Genomic DNA, 17,465 nt, shown 5'->3' with positions numbered 1-17,465 from the left:
CGGCCCGGATCTCTACGTGGTCGACGAGTCCGGCTTCGAGGGCGAGGGGAGGCATCTGGACGCAGCGGCACTCTCCCTCGTGGCCGAGTTCACCTCTGTGTCCACCAAGGACGCCGACTGGAACGAGAAGCTGGACGTGTAACCGATCCACCTGGTCGTCGACATGCAGGACTCGGAGATCACCTGCTTCTGGGACCCCTCCCCGCACGGGTACCGCTCCCGCACGACGGTGTCCTTCGGCGAGTCCCTCCCCGTCCCGACCCCCTTGGAATTCAAGATCGACACCACCGGCTTCCGAGCCGCCCGATGACCCCGTGAACCGCGACGGGGCAGAGATCACGACCGGCGGCCCGGACGCCGCGCTCGACGCGCGGCTGACGGCCCACGGCTGACGGCCGGCCCCAACCACCGGAAACGCCCGAGGGCGGCACCCCCTCCGTCAGGAAGGGGTGCCGCCCTCGGTACGTGAAGAACAGCCGATCTACGGGGCCGGAGGCCGGCCCGGTGGATCAGAAGTCCATGTCGCCGCCCGGCATGCCGCCACCGGCAGCGGCGCCGGCCTTCTCGGGCTTGTCGGCGATGACGGCCTCGGTGGTGAGGAACAGGGCCGCGATGGACGCCGCGTTCTGCAGCGCGGAGCGGGTGACCTTCGCCGGGTCGATGATGCCCTCGGCGATCATGTCGACGTACTCGCCGGTCGCGGCGTTCAGACCGTGGCCGACGGCCAGGTTGCGCACCTTCTCGACGACGACGCCGCCCTCGAGACCACCGTTGACGGCGATCTGCTTCAGCGGGGCCTCCAGCGCGAGCTTCACGGCGTTGGCGCCGGTCGCCTCGTCACCGTTGAGCTCCAGCTTCTCGAAGACCGAGGAAGCCTGCAGCAGGGCCACGCCACCACCGGCGACGATGCCCTCCTCGACGGCCGCCTTCGCGTTGCGAACGGCGTCCTCGATGCGGTGCTTGCGCTCCTTGAGCTCGACCTCGGTCGCGGCACCGGCCTTGATGACGGCCACGCCGCCGGCCAGCTTCGCGAGGCGCTCCTGGAGCTTCTCGCGGTCGTAGTCCGAGTCGGAGTTCTCGATCTCGGCGCGGATCTGGTTCACGCGACCGGCGACCTGGTCGCTGTCACCGGCACCGTCGACGATGGTGGTCTCGTCCTTGGTGATGACGACCTTGCGGGCGCGGCCGAGCAGGTCGAGACCGGCGTTCTCCAGCTTGAGGCCGACCTCCTCGGAGATGACCGTGCCGCCCGTGAGGATGGCGATGTCGCCGAGCATGGCCTTGCGACGGTCACCGAAGCCCGGGGCCTTGACGGCGACGGACTTGAAGGTGCCGCGGATCTTGTTGACGACCAGGGTCGACAGGGCCTCGCCCTCGACGTCCTCGGCGATGATCAGCAGCGGCTTGCCGGACTGCATGACCTTCTCCAGGAGCGGCAGCAGGTCCTTGACCGAGCCGATCTTGGAGTTGACGATCAGGATGTACGGGTCGTCGAGAGCCGACTCCATACGCTCCATGTCGGTGGCGAAGTACGCCGAGATGTAGCCCTTGTCGAAGCGCATGCCCTCGGTGAGCTCCAGCTCCAGACCGAAGGTCTGGGACTCCTCGACGGTGATGACGCCTTCCTTGCCGACCTTGTCCATGGCCTCGGCGATGAGCTCGCCGATCTGGGTGTCGGCGGCGGAGATGGAGGCCGTGGAAGCGATCTGCTCCTTGGTCTCGACATCCTTCGCCTGGGCGAGCAGGGCGGCGGAGACGGCCTCGACGGCCTTCTCGATACCGCGCTTGAGGGCCATCGGGTTGGCACCGGCGGCCACGTTGCGCAGACCCTCGCGGACGAGCGCCTGGGCGAGGACGGTGGCGGTGGTCGTACCGTCGCCGGCGACGTCGTCCGTCTTCTTGGCGACTTCCTTGACCAGCTCGGCGCCGATCTTCTCGTACGGGTCCTCGAGCTCGATCTCCTTGGCGATGGAGACACCATCGTTGGTGATCGTGGGGGCGCCCCACTTCTTCTCAAGGACGACGTTGCGACCCTTGGGGCCAAGGGTGACCTTGACGGCGTCGGCGAGCTGGTTCATCCCACGCTCGAGGCCGCGACGGGCCTCCTCGTCGAACGCAATGATCTTGGCCATCTGAAGTGGTCCTCCCGGACAGCGGTGGATTGCTCCTGGACCGCGCCCGCGCCCGCGACGGACGGCCTGCGTGTCCGGCGGTTCCTTCCCGCCGGACCCTGCGGGCCTCACCGACCCGGTCCTCGTTCAGTAGCACTCTCAACCGGAGAGTGCTAACGCCAATGATTAGCACTCGACCCCTGTGAGTGCAAGCGGCTTCGAAGAAGCCCCATTGAGGGGTGGCGGTCGGGTGACGGGTGGGAGCAAGCGGCTTGGGGCAAGACCGGGCCGACGGCCCAAGGGGCGTCCGACAAACGCACGAGGGGCCCGCATCCCTCCTCGGATGCAGGCCCCTCGTCGTGCGTGCGCGTACGCGGGTGCGCGCGTACGTACGTGTCGCGTCGGTGGTCGATCGCTCCGGGACTCAGCCGAGTGCGAGCTTGACCATGTCCGCCTGCGGACCCTTCTGGCCCTGCGAGATCTCGAACTCGACCCGCTGACCCTCTTCAAGGGTGCGGTATCCGTCCATCTGGATGGCGCTGTAGTGGACGAACACATCCGCACCACCGTCGACCGCGATGAAGCCGTAGCCCTTCTCCGCGTTGAACCACTTGACGGTGCCCTGAGCCATGCCTAACTCCCCTATTACTGGCCCTTGCGCGGGAACGCACTTCGCGTTACCGGGTCAGAACTTGCGTCGGAACGCGTCGACCGAGGCTGAATGTATCTGCGCGGATGCTGTCTGCAACAGGTCAATCCGACGAGAAATCTGGACACCCAGATACATTGAAATGAAGTGAAAATTTGGCATATTCCAGGGCAACTCGGGCCCGACATGTCTCGCCAAAGCCCCATACCGCACCCGCACATTGACCAGATGTCGACCCTCACGCGACCCGTTCATATGCGCCGGGCAAGAACCGCGGAGGGGACTTCCCCAACTCTACCGTGCCCAATCAAGCAGAATTGCCCCCTCCGCTTTCAGCGGAGGGGGCAATTCTATTTATGGAGATCCTGTCGACGACCCGCCGGCGACGGGTCAGCAGCCGCCCGCGACGGCCGGGATGATCGAGACGCCCGCACCGTCCGGCGTCGCCGCCTCCAGCCCGCCCTCGAAGCGCACGTCGTCGTCGTTCACGTAGACGTTCACGAAGCGACGGAGCTTGCCCTGGTCGTCCAGGACGCGCGCGGCGATGCCCGGGTGGTTCTTCTCCAGCGACTCGATGACCTCGGCCAGGGTCGCGCCCTCGGCCGTCACCTCGGCGGCGCCGGCGGTGTAGGTGCGCAGGATGGTGGGGATGCGGACGTTGACGCTCATGGCGACACTGCCTTTCCGGTAGTGCGTAGGGAGTGGTCAGGCCAGGCCGGCGGCGCGGAACGCGTCCAGGCTCGGGCGGATGGTGGCGGTCTGGCCGCTGTCGGCGGCCACCGCCTCCAGGGTCTTGAGGCCGTCACCGGTGTTCAGGATCACGGTGGTCAGCGTCGGGTCGAGCAGGCCGTTCTCGATGAGCTTCTTCGTGACGCCGACGGTCACGCCGCCCGCGGTCTCGGCGAAGATGCCCTCGGACTGCGCGAGGATCTTGATGGCCTCGACGACCTGCTCGTCGTTGACGTCCTCGACCGCGCCGCCGGTGCGGCGGGCGATGTCCAGGACGTACGGGCCGTCGGCCGGGTTGCCGATCGCCAGGGACTTGGCGATGGTGTTCGGCTTCTGCGGGCGGACCACGTCGTGACCGGCCTTGAAGGCGGCGGACACCGGGGAGCAGCCCTCGGCCTGGGCACCGAAGATCTTGTACGGCTTGTCCTCGACGAGGCCGAGCTTGATCAGCTCCTGCAGACCCTTGTCGATCTTCGTCAGCTGGGAGCCGGACGCGATCGGGATGACGATCTGGTCGGGCAGCTGCCAGCCGAGCTGCTCGCAGATCTCGTACGCCAGGGTCTTGGAGCCCTCGCCGTAGTACGGGCGCAGGTTGACGTTGACGAAGCCCCAGCCCTCGCCCAGCGGGTCGCCGATGAGCTCGGAACAGAAGCGGTTGACGTCGTCGTAGTTGCCCTCGATGCCGACCAGGTCGCCACCGTAGACACCGGCCATGACGACCTTGCCCTGCTCCAGGTCGTGCGGGATGAACACGCAGGAGCGGAAGCCGGCGCGGGCGGCCGCGGCGCCGACGGCGCCGGCCAGGTTGCCGGTGGAGGAGCAGGAGAGCGTGGTGAAGCCGAACGCGCGGGCCGCCTCGACGGCGATGGCCACGACGCGGTCCTTGAAGGAGTGCGTCGGGTTGCCGGAGTCGTCCTTGACGTAGAGCTTGCCGGTGACGCCGAGCTCCTTGGCCAGGTTGGCCGCGTCGACGAGCTTGGTGAAGCCGGGGTTCAGGCTGGGCTTGGAGGCCACGTCCGCGGGGACGGGCAGCAGCGGGGCGTAGCGCCAGATGTTGTTCGGGCCGGCCTCGATCGCGGCGCGCAGGGCCTCGGGGTCACCGGTGGGCAGGTCGTAGGCGACTTCCAGCGGTCCGAAGCACTCGACGCACGCGAAGATGGGACCGAGCTCGAAGCGGGTGCCGCACTCGCGACAGGAGAGACCGTTGGCGGGTCCGAGGTCAACAGAGGTGGCGACAGTCTGTGCAGCCATGATGGCGAGGCCCTTTCTCCTCATCTTCCCCATGGCGCACTTCGCCATGAGACGGAATTGGCACCTTCCCTAGCCGGGGACCCCGCGGGATGCGTATCGCATCGCGAGAACCGACTGGAGGGTTGCCGGGGCTTCAACGGGCCGTGTCCCTCTGCCCCTCTGGATGAGCGGTATGGCACCGGCACACGCGCTCTATGGCGCGCCGGTGCGTTTGTTCGCGGGGACCCCCGGCATGCGGCGGTCCTTCGCGTTGTTCAAGACTGTAACCGAAGGTCCGGGCGGGTGAGACTGCTGTCCGAACCGCGAGATGGATCACATATCGCACCATAACGCCGAAACGCAGGGAGTGCTGAGGGTGCTGGAAGAGGTGGAGCGCTGGCTGGCAGACCGCTCCTGGTCAGCCGCCGACCGACCGCTCGACCAGCTGCTCGACCGGAAACGGGCGGCGGGCACCACGGTCAGCGTGGTGCTGCCCGCGCTCGACGAGGAGCCGACGGTCGGGACGATCGTGGAGACCATCCGGCGCGAGCTGATCGAGGGGCTGCCGGTCCCGCTGGTCGACGAACTGGTGGTAATCGACTCGGGCTCCAGCGACCGGACGGCCGAGGTCGCCGCGAAGGCCGGCGCCCGGGTGGTGCACCGCGACGACATACTGCCGCGGATCCCGGCGCTGCCCGGCAAGGGCGAGGTGCTGTGGCGCTCGCTGCTGGCGACCACCGGGGACATCGTCTGCTTCGTCGACGCCGACCTGCGGGACTTCTCGGCGTCCTTCGTCTCCGGGATCGTCGGACCGCTCCTCACCGAACCGGACGTGCAGTTCGTCAAGGCGATGTACGACCGCCCGCTCGGGGACGCCCCCGGCCAGGGCGGCCGGGTCACGGAGCTGGTGGCCCGCCCCCTCCTCAACCTGCACTGGCCGCAGCTGGCCGGTTTCGTGCAGCCGCTGGGCGGCGAGTACGCCGTACGCCGCTCCCTGCTGGAACGCCTCCCCTTCCCCGTCGGGTACGGCGTCGAGCTGGGCCTGCTGGTGGACGCGCTGCACACGGTCGGCCTGGACGCGCTCGCCCAGGTCGACGTGGGCGTACGCGTGCACCGCCACCAGGACGGGCAGGCACTGGGCCGGATGGCCGCGGCGATCTACCGCACGGCCCTGGTCCGGCTCTCGCGCGGGCACCTCGTGCGGCCGGAGCTGACGCAGTTCGAGCGGGGACCGGAGGGATTCGTACCGCGGGCCCATCCGGTGGACACCGAGGAACGGCCCCCGATGGTGGGCGTCAAGGAGTACGCGCTGCGCCGCGTGGCTTGAGGCGGCGTGAGGTTTCGCATGGTTTGAGGGGGACCCGGCCGGGCTAGGTGTGCCGCATGGCTTCTCAGGTACTCGTCGCGGCGAACCGTGGCCCGCTGTCCTACGCCCTCGCCGCCGACGGCACGCTCAGCGCCCGGCGCGGCGGGGGCGGTCTCGTCTCCGGCCTCTCGGCGGCCCTCGCGGAACAGCCGCAGGCCCTGTGGATCTGCGCGGCCCTGTCGGACGCGGACAGGGAGGCCGTCCGCCAGGGGGTCTCGGAACCCGGCGTCCGCATGCTGGCGATCGACCCCACCGTCTACGACGACGCCTACAACGGCATCGCGAACTCGGTGCTGTGGTTCACCCACCACCACCTGTACGACGTCCCGCGCGAGCCGGTCTTCGACGCCGATTTCCGCCGCCGCTGGGCTTCCTACGTCTCCTACAACCGCACCTTCGCGGCCGCGCTGGCCGAGGAGGCGGCCGAGGGGGCGTGCGTCCTGGTCCAGGACTACCACCTGGCCCTCGTCCCCGGGCAGTTGCGCGAACTGCGGCCGGACCTGCGCATCGCGCACTTCACGCACACGCCGTGGGCCTCGCCGGAGTACCTGGACATGCTGCCGCAGGACATCCGCTCCGAGCTGATGTGGGGGATGCTCGGCGCGGACCGGCTCGGCTTCCACACCTGGTCCTGGGCGTCGGCCTTCATCAGCGGCGCGGAGACGGACGACGAGATCGGCCTCGCGTGGGGCGCCCTGCCGGGCGGCGACCGCCGCCACGGCGTCCGGCACCAGCGGCCGGGCTCGGCACTGCGCTTCACGGACGTGGACGTCTACCCCCTGGGCGTGGACGGCGACGACCTGCGGGCGCTCGCGCACCGGCCGGTGGTGGACGACAAACTGGCGGGTCTGCGGGCCGAGGTCGGCGACCGGATGACGATCGTCCGGGTCGACCGCACGGAACTGTCGAAGAACATCCTGCGCGGTCTGCTGGCCTACCGGGAGCTGCTCACCGTCCACCCCGAATGGCGGGGCCGGGTGGTCCACCTGGCCTCGGCCTATCCCTCCCGCCAGGACCTGGAGGTGTACCGGTCGTACACGGCGTCGGTGGCGGAACTGGCCGCCTCCGTCAACGCGGAATTCGGCACGCCGGACTGGCAGCCGGTGCTGGTGTCGGTCGAGGACGACTTCGCGCGCTCGCTGGCGGCGTACCGGATGGCGGACGTGGCGCTGGTGAACCCGGTGCGGGACGGCATGAACCTGGTGGCGAAGGAGATCCCGGTGGTGTCGGAGGCGGGGTGCGCGCTGGTGCTGTCTACGGGGGCGGGGGCGTACGAGGAGCTCCGCCGGGACGCGCTGACGGTGAACCCGTACGACGTCTCGGAGACGGCCGCGGCGCTCCACAGTGCCCTGTCCATGTCGGCCGCGGAGCGTGCGGACCGCACGAAACGCCTGGCCGCCGCCGCGACGGCCCTGCCGCCTGCCGCCTGGTTCACGGCCCAGCTCCAGTCCCTCCAGCCCTGACCCCACGCCTCGAACGCCGGCGGGGCTGGTTTTCCCCGGCGGGACCGGGAATCTCCCTACGGGAAACCCACCCGCACCCGACGGACGTCAGCCGCCACATCCAGCCCCGCCGGCGTTTGAGGCGCGGGGGTTCGGGGGCGGCGCCCCCGACGGCGGCGCCGCACCCGAGGGGGCCGGGGCGGAGCCCCGGGGAACGGAGGAAGGGCGGGGCGGGGAGCAGCTCCGCGCAGCGGGGCCCGGCTACGCGCAGCGGGGCCCGGCTACGCGCGGACGGACCCGGCCAGGTCGGCCAGGAAGGTCGCCACGGCCGCGGGGCCGGGGAGGACGAGGTCGGCCCGGGCGGCCAGTTCGGGGACCTCCGCCGAGCCGCTGGCGACCAGCAGCCCCGGCAACCCCTCCGCCCGCCGCTTCTCGACCGCCGAGTACGCCGCCAGGTCCCCCAGGTCGTCCCCCGCGTACAGCACCGCCTCCGCGGACCGCTCCGCCAGGAACTCCGTCAGGGCGACGCCCTTGTCCATGCCCGGCGGCCGAAGCTCCAGCACCGCCCGCCCCGGCTCGACCATCAGCCCGTGCCGCGCCGCCAGCTCCGCCAGCGGCTCGCGCAGGGCCGCGAAGGCCGCCGCCGGATCGGCGGCCCGCCGCGTGTGGACCGCCAGCGCCCGGCCCTTCTCCTCGATCCACGTGCCGCGCCAGGCCCCGATGGAGTCCAGGAAGCCCGGCAGCTCGGCGCGTACCGCCGCCACCCCGGGGTGCTCGGCGGGGGCGTGGACTATCCCGGTGACGGCGTCCCACCGCTCGGCCCCGTAGTGGCCCAGCACGACCAGGTGCTCCAGGCCGGGAACGCCCGCGAAGCCCCCGTACCGTACGGCGACGCCCGCCGGCCGGCCGGTGATGACGGCGATCGAGTCGACCTCGGGGGCGAGTGCGGAGAGGGCCGGGACGGCCAGGGGGTGGGCGCGGGCCTGGTCCGGGTCCGGGACGATCTCGGCGAGGGTGCCGTCGAAGTCGAGGGCGACCACGGAACGGCGGGGTGCGCGGAGCAGGGCTTCGAGTCCCTCGCGTCCGGCTGCGGTGACGGGCATCGGCAGGTGGTGGTGCGGAGTGCTCCCCATACGGATGACCCTAATGGCCCAGCCCGGCCCCGGCTACGGGGCGGGGCCGAGGCACTGCGCCCCCGCTACCGCCGGGCCCGCTGCGCCTCGCGGATGCGCCGCAGCCGGTTCACCGTGCCCGGGGCGTGGGCGAGGGCCCGCGGGTCGTCCATGAGGGCGTTGAGCAGCTGGTAGTACCGGACGGGCGTCATGCCGAGCCCTTCCCGTATGGCCCGTTCCTTGACCCCGGGCCCGGGCCAGGTCCGGCCTTCGTACGCGAGCACCGCGGCCTCGGTGGCCGTCAACTGCCCCTCGTCCGTCATACCGCCAGATTAACGCCGCCCACCGACACCCTGCCCCGGCACCGGCTCCGGCCCGGGGGCGGCCGTATCCAGCCCCTCCGGCGTTCGAGGAGCGGGGACGGGGCGGAGCCCCGGGCTGGGAGCCGCACACGGGCCGACCCGCCCGACCCGCCCGGCCCGCGCAGCGTTACCGCGCGTCGGCCGCCCTCGCCGCCGTCGCGATCTCCTCCAGCACCTTCGCCGGCTGCCCGCCCGGCTGCACCGCGGTGCCGATCTTCTCCTTGATGTCCTCGCTGACGCCCGCCCAGGACTTCTTGCCGACGGGATACAGCTTCGCGTTCGGCAGTGCGGCCAGGAAGGTCTTCAGCTGCGGCGCGGCGCCTCCCGTTCCGTCCCCCAGGGCCCGGTAGCCGCTCGTGGTGGCCGGCAGCAGGTCGTACTTGTTGGTGAAGGTCGTCACGTTCTGCGGCTCGTACACGTAGTCCAGGAACTTGCCGGACTCCCTGCGGTGCCCGTTCTTGAACGCCATGATCCAGTCGGCGACGCCCATCGCCTGGGGGTCGGCCCCGTTCACCGTCGGCAGCGGCACCATCCCGAACTTGACGCCCTTGGCGGCGGCCTGCTTCAGCAGCGTGGGGTGGCCGTTGAGCATGCCGACCTCGCCGCGCGTGAAGGCGTCGAAGGCGGCCTGACGGTCGAGCTTGCCCGGTTCGACGGGTCCCGTGAGGCCCTGGCCGACCATCTTGTCCCGGAGGAACTCCAGGGTCTTGATGTTGTCCGGCGAGTCGATGGCGTACGCCTCCTCGTTGTCGGTGTAGCCGCCACCGCCCGCGAGGGTCCACATCATCGTCTCGGCCTGCGCCTCCTCGCGGCCCAGCGGCACCGCGAAGGGGGTGGGGACGCCCGCGGCCTTGAGCTTCTTGGCCGCCGCTTCCAGGTCGGCCCAGTTCTTCGGCTGCCAGGGTCCCGTCTTCGCGACGCCCGCGTCCGCCAGCAGCTTCTCGTTGTAGAAGAGCAGCCGGGTGCTGGAGACGAAGGGCATCCCGTACTGGACGCGCTTGACCTTGCCCGCGTCGGCGAGGGGTGCGAGGAAGTCCGCCTCGGTGCGTACGGAGAGCAGTTCGTCGGCCGTGTAGAGCTTCCCGGCGGCCGCGTAGTCGGCGTAGGCGCCGATCTGGGCGATGTCGGGTGCCTTGCCGGCCTTGACCATGGCGGCGACCTTGGCGTCGACCTCCGACCAGGAGTAGACGCTGACCTCGACGTGCACCCCCGGGTTCGCCTTCTCGAAGCCGGTGGCGAGGCTCTTCCAGTAGGTCGCCGAGGAGTTCTGCGGATTGTCCCCGTAGTCGGCCGCCACGACCCGCAGGGTCACCTCGTTGTCCCCGGTGAGTCCCTCGACGGCTCCGCAGCCCGTCAGCGTCACGGCGGTCAGGCACAGTGCGGCGCCGGACGCGGCCAGGTTCGGAAAACGGCCCTTCACGGTTCTCGATCCACCCCTTTTTCGTTCGTACGATCCACGTAAGGTCTACACCACTTTGGCGGCTCCCCCACACCCACCCCCCACCCTCGGTCCCGGATTTGTATGGCCACTCAACAATCCCTCCCACTGGACTAGACCTTTCCCCGCCGAGCACGCGAGACTGTCCCTGTGAAACCCGTGAAACACGTCATCGCCCTCGATGTGGGCGGCACCGGGATGAAGGCCGCCCTGGTCGCCGCCGACGGCACGCTGCTGCACGAGGCCCGCCGCGCCACCGGCCGCGAGCGGGGCCCCGAAGCCGTCGTCGAGACGATCCAGGACTTCGCCGCCGAGCTCCTCGCCACCGGCCGGGAGCGCTTCGGCGAGCCCGCCTCGGCCGCCGGGGTCGCCGTGCCCGGCATCGTCGACGCCGAGAACGGCATCGCCGTCTACGCGGCGAACCTCGGCTGGCGCGACGTACCGATGCGCGAACTGCTCGGCCGCCGCCTCGGCGGGATCCCCGTCGCCCTCGGCCACGACGTCCGCACGGGCGGACTCGCGGAAGGCCGCATCGGCGCCGGCCGCGGCGCCGACCGCTTCCTCTTCGTACCGCTCGGCACCGGCATCGCCGGGGCCATCGGCATCGCGGGCCGCATCGAGGCCGGCGCCCACGGCTACGCGGGCGAGATCGGCCACATCGTGGTCCGCCCCGGCGGACCCTCGTGCGGCTGCGGCCAGTACGGCTGCCTGGAGACCCTCGCCTCCGCCTCCGCCGTCAGCCGCGCCTGGGCGGCCGCCTCCGGCGACCCCGACGCCGACGCCGCGGACTGCGCCAAGGCCGTCGAGTCCGGCGACGCGCGCGCCCGCGAGGTGTGGCTCGGCGCCGTCGGCGCCCTCGCCGACGGACTCGTCACCGCGATCACCCTGCTCGACCCGCGCACGCTGATCATCGGTGGCGGGCTCGCGGAGGCCGGGGAAACCCTGTTCACACCACTACGGACGGCCGTCGAGGAGCGCGTGACGTTCCAACGGCTGCCCCACATCGTCCCGGCGGCCCTCGGGGACACCGCCGGATGCCTGGGCGCAGGGCTGCTCGCCTGGGACCTACTCGCCACGGAGGTACCGGCCTGATGTCCGGAAGCGCACGCAGCACAGTCCTTTCCGGCGCCAGGGTGGTGCTGCCCACCGGCATCGTGGCGGGCGGCCGCGTCATCGTCGAGGGCGCCCGGATCGCCGGGAGCGCGCACGAGGACACGCAGGTCGTCGACCTCTCCGGGCACTGGATCGTCCCCGGCTTCGTGGACATGCACAACCACGGCGGCGGCGGCGCCTCCTTCACCTCCGGCACCGCGGAGGAGGTCCTCCAGGGCGTACGGACCCACCGCGAGCACGGCACGACCACCCTGGTCGCCTCCACCGTCACCGGGGAGCTCGACGAACTGGCCCGGCGCGCGGGGCTGCTCGCCGAGCTCACCCAGCAGGGCGAGATCGCGGGCGTGCACTTCGAAGGCCCGTTCATCAACGCCTGCCGCAAGGGCGCGCACAAGGCCGACCTGCTGCGCGACCCCGACCCGGCCGAGGTCCGCAAGCTCGTCGACGCCGCGCACGGCACGGCCCGCATGTTCACCCTCGCCACCGAACTGCCGGGCGGCCTGGACTCCGTACGACTGCTGGCCGAGCACGGGGTCATCGCAGCGATCGGCCACACGGACTCCACGTACGACCAGACCCGCCAGGCCATCGACGCCGGCGCGACCGTCGCCACGCACCTGTACAACGCGATGCCCGGTATGGAACACCGCGCCCCGGGGCCCATCGCCGCGCTCCTGGAGGACGAGCGGGTCACCGTCGAGCTGATCAACGACGGCGTCCACCTGCACCCGGCCATGCTGGAACTGGCCTTCCACCACGCGGGCGCGCACCGGGTGGCGCTGATCACCGACGCGATGGACGCGGCGGGCTTCGGCGACGGCACGTACCACCTGGGCCCGCTGGAGGTCGAGGTCAAGGAGGGCGTGGCACGGCTCGTCGAGGGCGGCTCCATCGCCGGCTCGACGCTGACCCTGGACACCGCGTTCAAGCGCTCGGTGACGGTCGACAAGCTGCCGGTGGAGTCCGTGGTGCAGGCGATCTCCGCCAACCCGGCCAAGCTGATCGGCCTGTACGACGAGATCGGCTCGCTGGAGCCCGGCAAGTACGCGGACCTCGTCGTCCTGGACGCGGCCTTCGACCTCAAGGGCGTCATGCGGCGCGGCGAATGGGTCGTCAACCCCACCTCCTGAGCGGCGCCCTGACGGCCAAGCGGCTGTACGGAGGAAGACGGTCGGCCCCGAGAACTGGGCCGACCGCCTTCTGTTTGGCATGATCCCGGCAGCAACAGACCCGGGGGTGCCCGCATGATCCTGACCGTGACGCTCAACACCGCGCTCGATGTGACCTACCGCGTACCGCGATTGCTCCCGCACGCCTCGCACCGGGTCACCGCCGTCACCGAACGCCCCGGCGGCAAGGGGCTCAACGTCGCCCGGGTGCTGGCCGCGCTCGGCCACGAGGTGACGGCCACGGGCTTCGCGGGCGGCCCGGTGGGCGCCGTCGTACGGGAGTTGCTGGCGGCCGGGGCCCCCGGGGTGACCGACGCCCTCGTGCCGTGCGCGGACACCACCCGCCGCACCGTGGCCGTGGTCGACGAGGCCTCCGGCGACACGACCCAGTTCAACGAGCCCGGCCCGCACGTCACCGCGGCGGAGTGGTCGCGGTTCCTGACCCGGTACGAGGCCCTGCTGGCCGGCGCCAAGGCGGTCGCCCTGTGCGGCAGCCTCCCGCCGGGCGTCCCCGTCGGCGCGTACGCGGTGCTCGTGCGCCAGGCCCGCGCGGCCGGGGTGCCGGTCCTCCTGGACACCAGCGGCGAGGCCCTGCGGCGCGGGGTCGCCGCCCGCCCGGAGATCATCAAGCCGAACGCCGCCGAGCTGGCCGAACTCACCGGCTCCCGCGACCCGCTGCCCGCCACCCGCGACGCCCGCCGCCGGGGCGCGCACGCGGTGGTCACCTCGCTGGGCCCGGACGGCCTGCTGGCCACCACCGCCGGGGCCACCTGGCAGGCCGCCCCGCCCCGCGCGCTGGCCGGCAACCCCACCGGAGCGGGTGACTCCGTGGTCGCCGGGCTGCTGTCCGCACTGGTGGAGGGCCTGGACTGGCCGGAACGCCTGACCCGCGCGGTGGCCCTGTCGGCGGCCACGGTGCTCGCGCCGGTGGCGGGAGAGTTCGACCCCCGCACCTACGAGGAGGTACGGGGGTCGGTGCAGGTCACGCAGGCCGTCTAGCGGATCAGTTCTCGAGCCACAGCTGGTCGAGGACGACGTCGCACTGGTTGCCGGCCTCGCACGAGATCTTGATGACGTTCTGGCCCTTCTTGAGCTCGACGATCGAGTACGTGTTGGTCCAGCCCTTGGCCCAGTCGCCCGCGGCGGCCTTCGAGAAGTTCGCCATGTTGACCGGGCGTTCCTGCACGTCGCCGTTGAGGGTCAGCGTGGTGTTGGCGTCCTTGCCCGGCACCCCGTAGGTCATCTTCAGCTTGTACTTGCCCGCCTTGGGCAGGTCCAGCGTCCACGTCGCCGCGGCGCCGGGCGTGTTCAGGCCGTCCACGTACTGGCCGCCGGCGCTCTTCGCCCCCGGAACGGCGTTGTTCAGGCGCGCACCGCCCGTGAGGGACATGCCGGCGCCCGCGAAGTCCGCCTTCGGCAGCGGGGCGTCCGGCGTCTGCGACCCCGTCGGGGGCGCACTGGACGGGGTCTGCGGGGCGGCGGACTGCTGACCGCCGTTCGCCTCGTTCTTCCCCTTCTTGTCCTTGTCCTTCGGGGAGAAGATCACGGCCGCGCCGATGCCGATCGCGACGGTGGCGACCACGGCGACGGCCGCGATCAGCAGACCGCGGCGGCTGGAGCCGCCACCGCCGCCGTGACCACCGTGACCGCCGTGACCGCCGGAGTGCGACATCGTCTGCGTCTGGTGCTGCGGGGGCTGCTGCTGCGGCGGAACGCCGTAGCCGCCCGCCTGGAGCGCCTCCGGGGCCTGGTACTGCGCCTGGTAGCCGGGCTGCTGCTGCGCGGGCACGTGACCGCGCTGCGCGCCGGCGTTCCTGCGCTCTCCGACCGTCCGCACCTGGTGGTGCGAAGTACGGGGCACACCGGGCTGCGCGCCGGAAGGACCACCCGCGGGTCCCGGGTAGCCGTATCCGCCGGCCTGACCGGGCGGGGTGGCTCCGGCGGCCTGGCCGTCCGCGTAGAGATAGCCGAACGGATCATCGTCCTCGGGCTGGTTCGCCCCACCGTGCGGTCCGTTGTTCGCGGGCGTCGTCATCGCAGGTCACTCCTTTCGACCCCCGGGAGCCTACCCCGAACAGGTGCGCCCACGGGTGCCGGACCGCCTCAGCCCGCCCTGCGATGGGCCTTTGAGCGCGACCTCTTCTCGATGTACATGCGCTGGTCGGCCGAGCGCAGCACCTCCTCGGCGGACATGCCGCAGCTCGCCCAGCCGATGCCGAAACTCGCCCCGACACGCACCGCGCGGCCGTCCACCCGGATCGGCGGGATGATCGCGTTGCGCAGTCGGACCGCGAGGTCCGCGGCGTCCGCCGCACCCAGTCCGTCCGCGAGGACGACGAATTCGTCACCACCCAGCCGGGCGACGGTGTCACCGTCCCTGACGCCCGTCGTGAGCCTGCGGGCCACCTCGATCAGGACGGCGTCACCCGTGTGGTGCCCGAACCGGTCGTTGATCGACTTGAAGCCGTCGAGGTCGCAGAAGAGCACCGCGAGCCCCTTCGTCCCGTCGTCGATGTCGGTCGCGGGCGCCACCGTGTGCACGTGGTGGTCGTACGGGCCGTCCGGGGCGGCCAGCGCCCCGGGGAACTCGAAGGGATCGGCCCCGGGCAGGCCGTCGGCGGGGTCGGGGCGGAAATCGGGCCGGAAGTCGGGCTGAAAGCCGTGCTCGCCCGCACCACCCCCCGCGTCGGCCCGCACCTCGTGCCCTTCGTAGGCGGCGTCCAGGGCCTCGATGGCGCTGGCGCGTACGGACTGTGGCCTTCGGCACAGTCGCGCGGCGAGCCGGGCGCGCAGCTCCGCGCTGTTGGGCAGGCCGGTCAGCGAGTCGTGGCTGGCGCGGTGGGCGAGCTGGAGCTCGTGCCGCTTGCGCTCCTCGATGTCCTCGACGTGGGTGAGCAGGAAACGCGGCCCGTCGGCGGCGTCGGCGACCACGGAGTTGCGCAGCGAGACCCATACGTACGTGCCGTCGCGGCGGCCGAGGCGCAGTTCGGCGCGGCCGCCCTCGGCGGAGGTCCGCAGCAGGGTCCCGATGTCCTCGGGGTGGACCAGGTCGGAGAAGGAGTACCGGCGCAGCACCGAGGCGGGCCGGCCGAGCAGTCGGCACAACGCGTCGTTGGTGCGCAGCAGCCGGCCGTGCTGGTCGCCGCCCATCTCGGCGATGGCCATGCCGCTGGGCGCGTACTCGAAGGCCTGCCGGAACGACTCTTCACTGGCCCGCAGCGCCTGCTGTTCACGTTCCAGCCGCACCAGGGCCCGCTGCATGTTCGCTCGGAGACGTGCGTTGCTGATCGCGATCGCGGCCTGGAAGGCGTACATCTGGAGCGCCTCGCGGCCCCAGGCCCCGGGACGGCGGCCGTTTCGGGGTCTGTCCACCGAGATGACACCCAGGAGTTCCCCGCCGGACGCGTACATCGGTGCGTACAACCGGTCCTCGGGGTGCCACTCGTCCTCGAAGCGCGGATCGGGGCCGTCGGTGTGCCACTGGGGGACGTCGTCCTCCAGGAGGATCCAGCCCTCGGTGTGCGGGATGAAGCGGAGACCGTCCCAGTCCTCACCCATCGTCAGGCGGCGTTCCCAGGAGGCGCGTGAGCCCACGCGGCCGGTGATGAGGGCTTCGGCGGAGGGGTCGCCGGCGAAGGCGGCGACGACGAGATCACCGTCGGGGCGTACGAGGTTGACGCAGGCGAGTTCGTAGCCGAGGCCCACGACGATGCCGTCCACGACGGTCTGCAGAGTGTCCGCCAGGCTCCTGGCCGTATTGAGCTCGGCCACCACCCGGTGCAGCTGCCGCAGGGTCGCAAGACGGACGTACGGCTCCGACTCGGTCTCCATTGCTCGCTCTCCCCGAGACCTCGACAGCAACTCCAGGTTTGTCATCGGCGTTTCGTTGCGGTGTCCCGTCCACTGAATCACAGTGAGCTGTGCGGCAGGTACACAGGGTCAACAAATCTTGCCCTCTGTGACTCAAGTCACATGAGATGCTCAACAGTGCGGGTGGAGAGCCGGGGGACCGAGAGCACTGCCGACCGTTCCCGGCAGCAAAGATACGCCGCGACCTAGGCCGGGAGACGGGGCCACGCCTCGGACCTGGGCCCGATGTGGGGACGGGGACGCGAGATTAGCGTTCGACCGTGCCCAAGACGACCCCCGTACCCGCCCTTTCCCGCTGGAGCCCCCATCCTGAGGGGGTGAGCAACGACGAGTTCCGGGCCGCGATGTCCCGGTTGGCGGCGGGCGTATGCCTGATCACCGCACACGAGACCCCCCTGACGGCGGACGGCCCGCGCGGCGAGGACGTCGGCATGACGGCGACCGCCTTCATGTCCGTGTCCCTGGACCCGCCCCTGGTGCTGGTGAGCCTGCGCGAGGGCTCCCGGATGGACGACCTGCTGGCGGAGCAACCGCTGTGGGCGGTCTCGGTCCTCGCCGACGACCAGCTCCAAGTGGCCGGCCGGTTCGCGATGAAGGGCCGGATCAGCGACCGGCTGCTGTTCGCGGACGTCCCGTACGTCCGCGGCGAGGCGTCCGGCGCCCCGCTGCTGACGGGGGCGCTGGCCACTCTGGAATGCCGTACGGAGAACCGCGTGGAGGCGGGCGACCACACCCTGGTCATCGGCCGCGTCCTGACGGCCACCCTCCCCAAACCGGAATCGTCCCCCCTGACCTACTTCCGAGGCCGCTACCGCCACCTGGCGCAGTAGCCGATCCAGCCCCGCCGGCGCTTGAGGCGCGGGGCCCGGGGCGG

General features: G+C 71.3%; 17 protein-coding genes and 1 riboswitch. Of the genes, 8 read left to right on the top strand and 9 right to left on the bottom strand.

What is annotated here, in order from left to right; translation table 11 throughout:
• The first annotated feature begins 16 nt into the window (after nt 1-16).
• Together ACFYZL_RS00270 and ACFYZL_RS00265 are read left to right on the top strand one after the other, a co-directional pair.
• A complete protein-coding gene (locus ACFYZL_RS00270) occupies nt 17-142 on the top strand; it encodes a hypothetical protein (protein WP_388674830.1) in 126 nt (41 codons plus the stop codon).
• A 21-nt stretch (nt 143-163) separates the two neighbouring features.
• The gene (locus ACFYZL_RS00265; RefSeq protein ID WP_388674827.1) at nt 164-310 is read left to right on the top strand and encodes a hypothetical protein; all 147 of its coding nucleotides are present in this window, start codon (nt 164-166) and stop codon (nt 308-310) included.
• Between the two features lie 199 nt (nt 311-509).
• On the opposite strand, the gene groL is transcribed toward ACFYZL_RS00265, so the two are convergent.
• From groL to thrC, 4 genes are all read right to left on the bottom strand, one after another.
• A complete protein-coding gene (groL, locus tag ACFYZL_RS00260) occupies nt 510-2,132 on the bottom strand; it encodes a chaperonin GroEL (protein WP_384758104.1) in 1,623 nt (540 codons plus the stop codon).
• Nucleotides 2,133-2,535: 403 nt separating this feature from the next.
• Complete coding sequence (locus ACFYZL_RS00255; protein ID WP_030009783.1) at nt 2,536-2,742, bottom strand: cold-shock protein; 207 nt, start codon at nt 2,740-2,742, stop codon at nt 2,536-2,538.
• A gap of 408 nt (nt 2,743-3,150) precedes the next feature.
• Nucleotides 3,151-3,429: a MoaD/ThiS family protein gene (locus ACFYZL_RS00250; RefSeq protein WP_384595749.1), complete on the bottom strand. Its 279-nt coding sequence runs from the start codon at nt 3,427-3,429 to the stop codon at nt 3,151-3,153.
• A 36-nt stretch (nt 3,430-3,465) separates the two neighbouring features.
• The gene (gene thrC, locus ACFYZL_RS00245; RefSeq protein WP_384758101.1) at nt 3,466-4,740 is read right to left on the bottom strand and encodes a threonine synthase; all 1,275 of its coding nucleotides are present in this window, start codon (nt 4,738-4,740) and stop codon (nt 3,466-3,468) included.
• Nucleotides 4,741-4,757: 17 nt separating this feature from the next.
• Nucleotides 4,758-4,910: riboswitch (SAM riboswitch) on the bottom strand.
• A 185-nt stretch (nt 4,911-5,095) separates the two neighbouring features.
• Between thrC and ACFYZL_RS00240 the strand changes: the two genes are divergently transcribed.
• Nucleotides 5,096-6,046: a glucosyl-3-phosphoglycerate synthase gene (locus tag ACFYZL_RS00240; protein ID WP_388674822.1), complete on the top strand. Its 951-nt coding sequence runs from the start codon at nt 5,096-5,098 to the stop codon at nt 6,044-6,046.
• 56 nt (nt 6,047-6,102) lie between these two features.
• Nucleotides 6,103-7,548 carry a trehalose-6-phosphate synthase gene (locus ACFYZL_RS00235; RefSeq protein ID WP_384758095.1) on the top strand — a complete coding sequence of 482 codons (1,446 nt, stop codon included), beginning with the start codon at nt 6,103-6,105 and terminating at the stop codon, nt 7,546-7,548.
• A gap of 260 nt (nt 7,549-7,808) precedes the next feature.
• Here the strand turns inward: ACFYZL_RS00235 and otsB are convergent, their stop codons facing one another.
• The 3 genes from otsB to ACFYZL_RS00220 all read right to left on the bottom strand — a co-directional run bounded on the left by otsB (nt 7,809) and on the right by ACFYZL_RS00220 (nt 10,421).
• Nucleotides 7,809-8,660: a trehalose-phosphatase gene (gene otsB, locus ACFYZL_RS00230; protein ID WP_388674818.1), complete on the bottom strand. Its 852-nt coding sequence runs from the start codon at nt 8,658-8,660 to the stop codon at nt 7,809-7,811.
• A 65-nt stretch (nt 8,661-8,725) separates the two neighbouring features.
• Nucleotides 8,726-8,962, bottom strand: a complete 237-nt coding sequence (locus ACFYZL_RS00225; protein WP_384754499.1) for a DUF3263 domain-containing protein — start codon at nt 8,960-8,962, stop codon at nt 8,726-8,728.
• A 166-nt stretch (nt 8,963-9,128) separates the two neighbouring features.
• Nucleotides 9,129-10,421: an extracellular solute-binding protein gene (locus ACFYZL_RS00220; protein WP_384754502.1), complete on the bottom strand. Its 1,293-nt coding sequence runs from the start codon at nt 10,419-10,421 to the stop codon at nt 9,129-9,131.
• Between the two features lie 177 nt (nt 10,422-10,598).
• Here ACFYZL_RS00220 and ACFYZL_RS00215 point away from each other — a divergent pair, with 177 nt between their 5' ends.
• The 3 genes from ACFYZL_RS00215 to ACFYZL_RS00205 all read left to right on the top strand — a co-directional run bounded on the left by ACFYZL_RS00215 (nt 10,599) and on the right by ACFYZL_RS00205 (nt 13,720).
• Nucleotides 10,599-11,531, top strand: coding sequence for an ROK family protein (locus tag ACFYZL_RS00215; protein ID WP_388675824.1), 933 nt, complete (start codon nt 10,599-10,601; stop codon nt 11,529-11,531).
• On the top strand, nt 11,531-12,682 hold the full coding sequence (gene nagA / locus ACFYZL_RS00210) for an N-acetylglucosamine-6-phosphate deacetylase (protein WP_388674814.1): 1,152 nt from the start codon (nt 11,531-11,533) through the stop codon (nt 12,680-12,682). The genes ACFYZL_RS00215 and nagA overlap by 1 nt, the downstream gene beginning before the upstream one ends.
• A 114-nt stretch (nt 12,683-12,796) precedes the next feature.
• Nucleotides 12,797-13,720: a 1-phosphofructokinase family hexose kinase gene (locus ACFYZL_RS00205; RefSeq protein ID WP_388674811.1), complete on the top strand. Its 924-nt coding sequence runs from the start codon at nt 12,797-12,799 to the stop codon at nt 13,718-13,720.
• Nucleotides 13,721-13,724: 4 nt separating this feature from the next.
• Here ACFYZL_RS00205 and ACFYZL_RS00200 read toward each other — a convergent pair whose 3' ends face one another.
• Nucleotides 13,725-14,756 carry a CBM35 domain-containing protein gene (locus tag ACFYZL_RS00200; RefSeq protein WP_384754511.1) on the bottom strand — a complete coding sequence of 344 codons (1,032 nt, stop codon included), beginning with the start codon at nt 14,754-14,756 and terminating at the stop codon, nt 13,725-13,727.
• Between the two features lie 68 nt (nt 14,757-14,824).
• On the bottom strand, nt 14,825-16,552 hold the full coding sequence (cdgB, locus tag ACFYZL_RS00195; protein WP_384754514.1) for a diguanylate cyclase CdgB: 1,728 nt from the start codon (nt 16,550-16,552) through the stop codon (nt 14,825-14,827).
• A 299-nt stretch (nt 16,553-16,851) separates the two neighbouring features.
• On the opposite strand from cdgB, the gene ACFYZL_RS00190 reads away from it, so the two are divergent.
• Nucleotides 16,852-17,421: a flavin reductase family protein gene (locus ACFYZL_RS00190; protein ID WP_384754516.1), complete on the top strand. Its 570-nt coding sequence runs from the start codon at nt 16,852-16,854 to the stop codon at nt 17,419-17,421.
• The last annotated feature ends 44 nt before the right edge of the window (nt 17,422-17,465 follow it).

Source organism: Streptomyces sp. NPDC001717, assembly GCF_042892775.1.
Taxonomy (GTDB): domain Bacteria; phylum Actinomycetota; class Actinomycetes; order Streptomycetales; family Streptomycetaceae; genus Streptomyces.
Note: the sequence above shows the minus strand (reverse complement) of the source record. Positions and strands in the feature narration are given on the sequence as shown.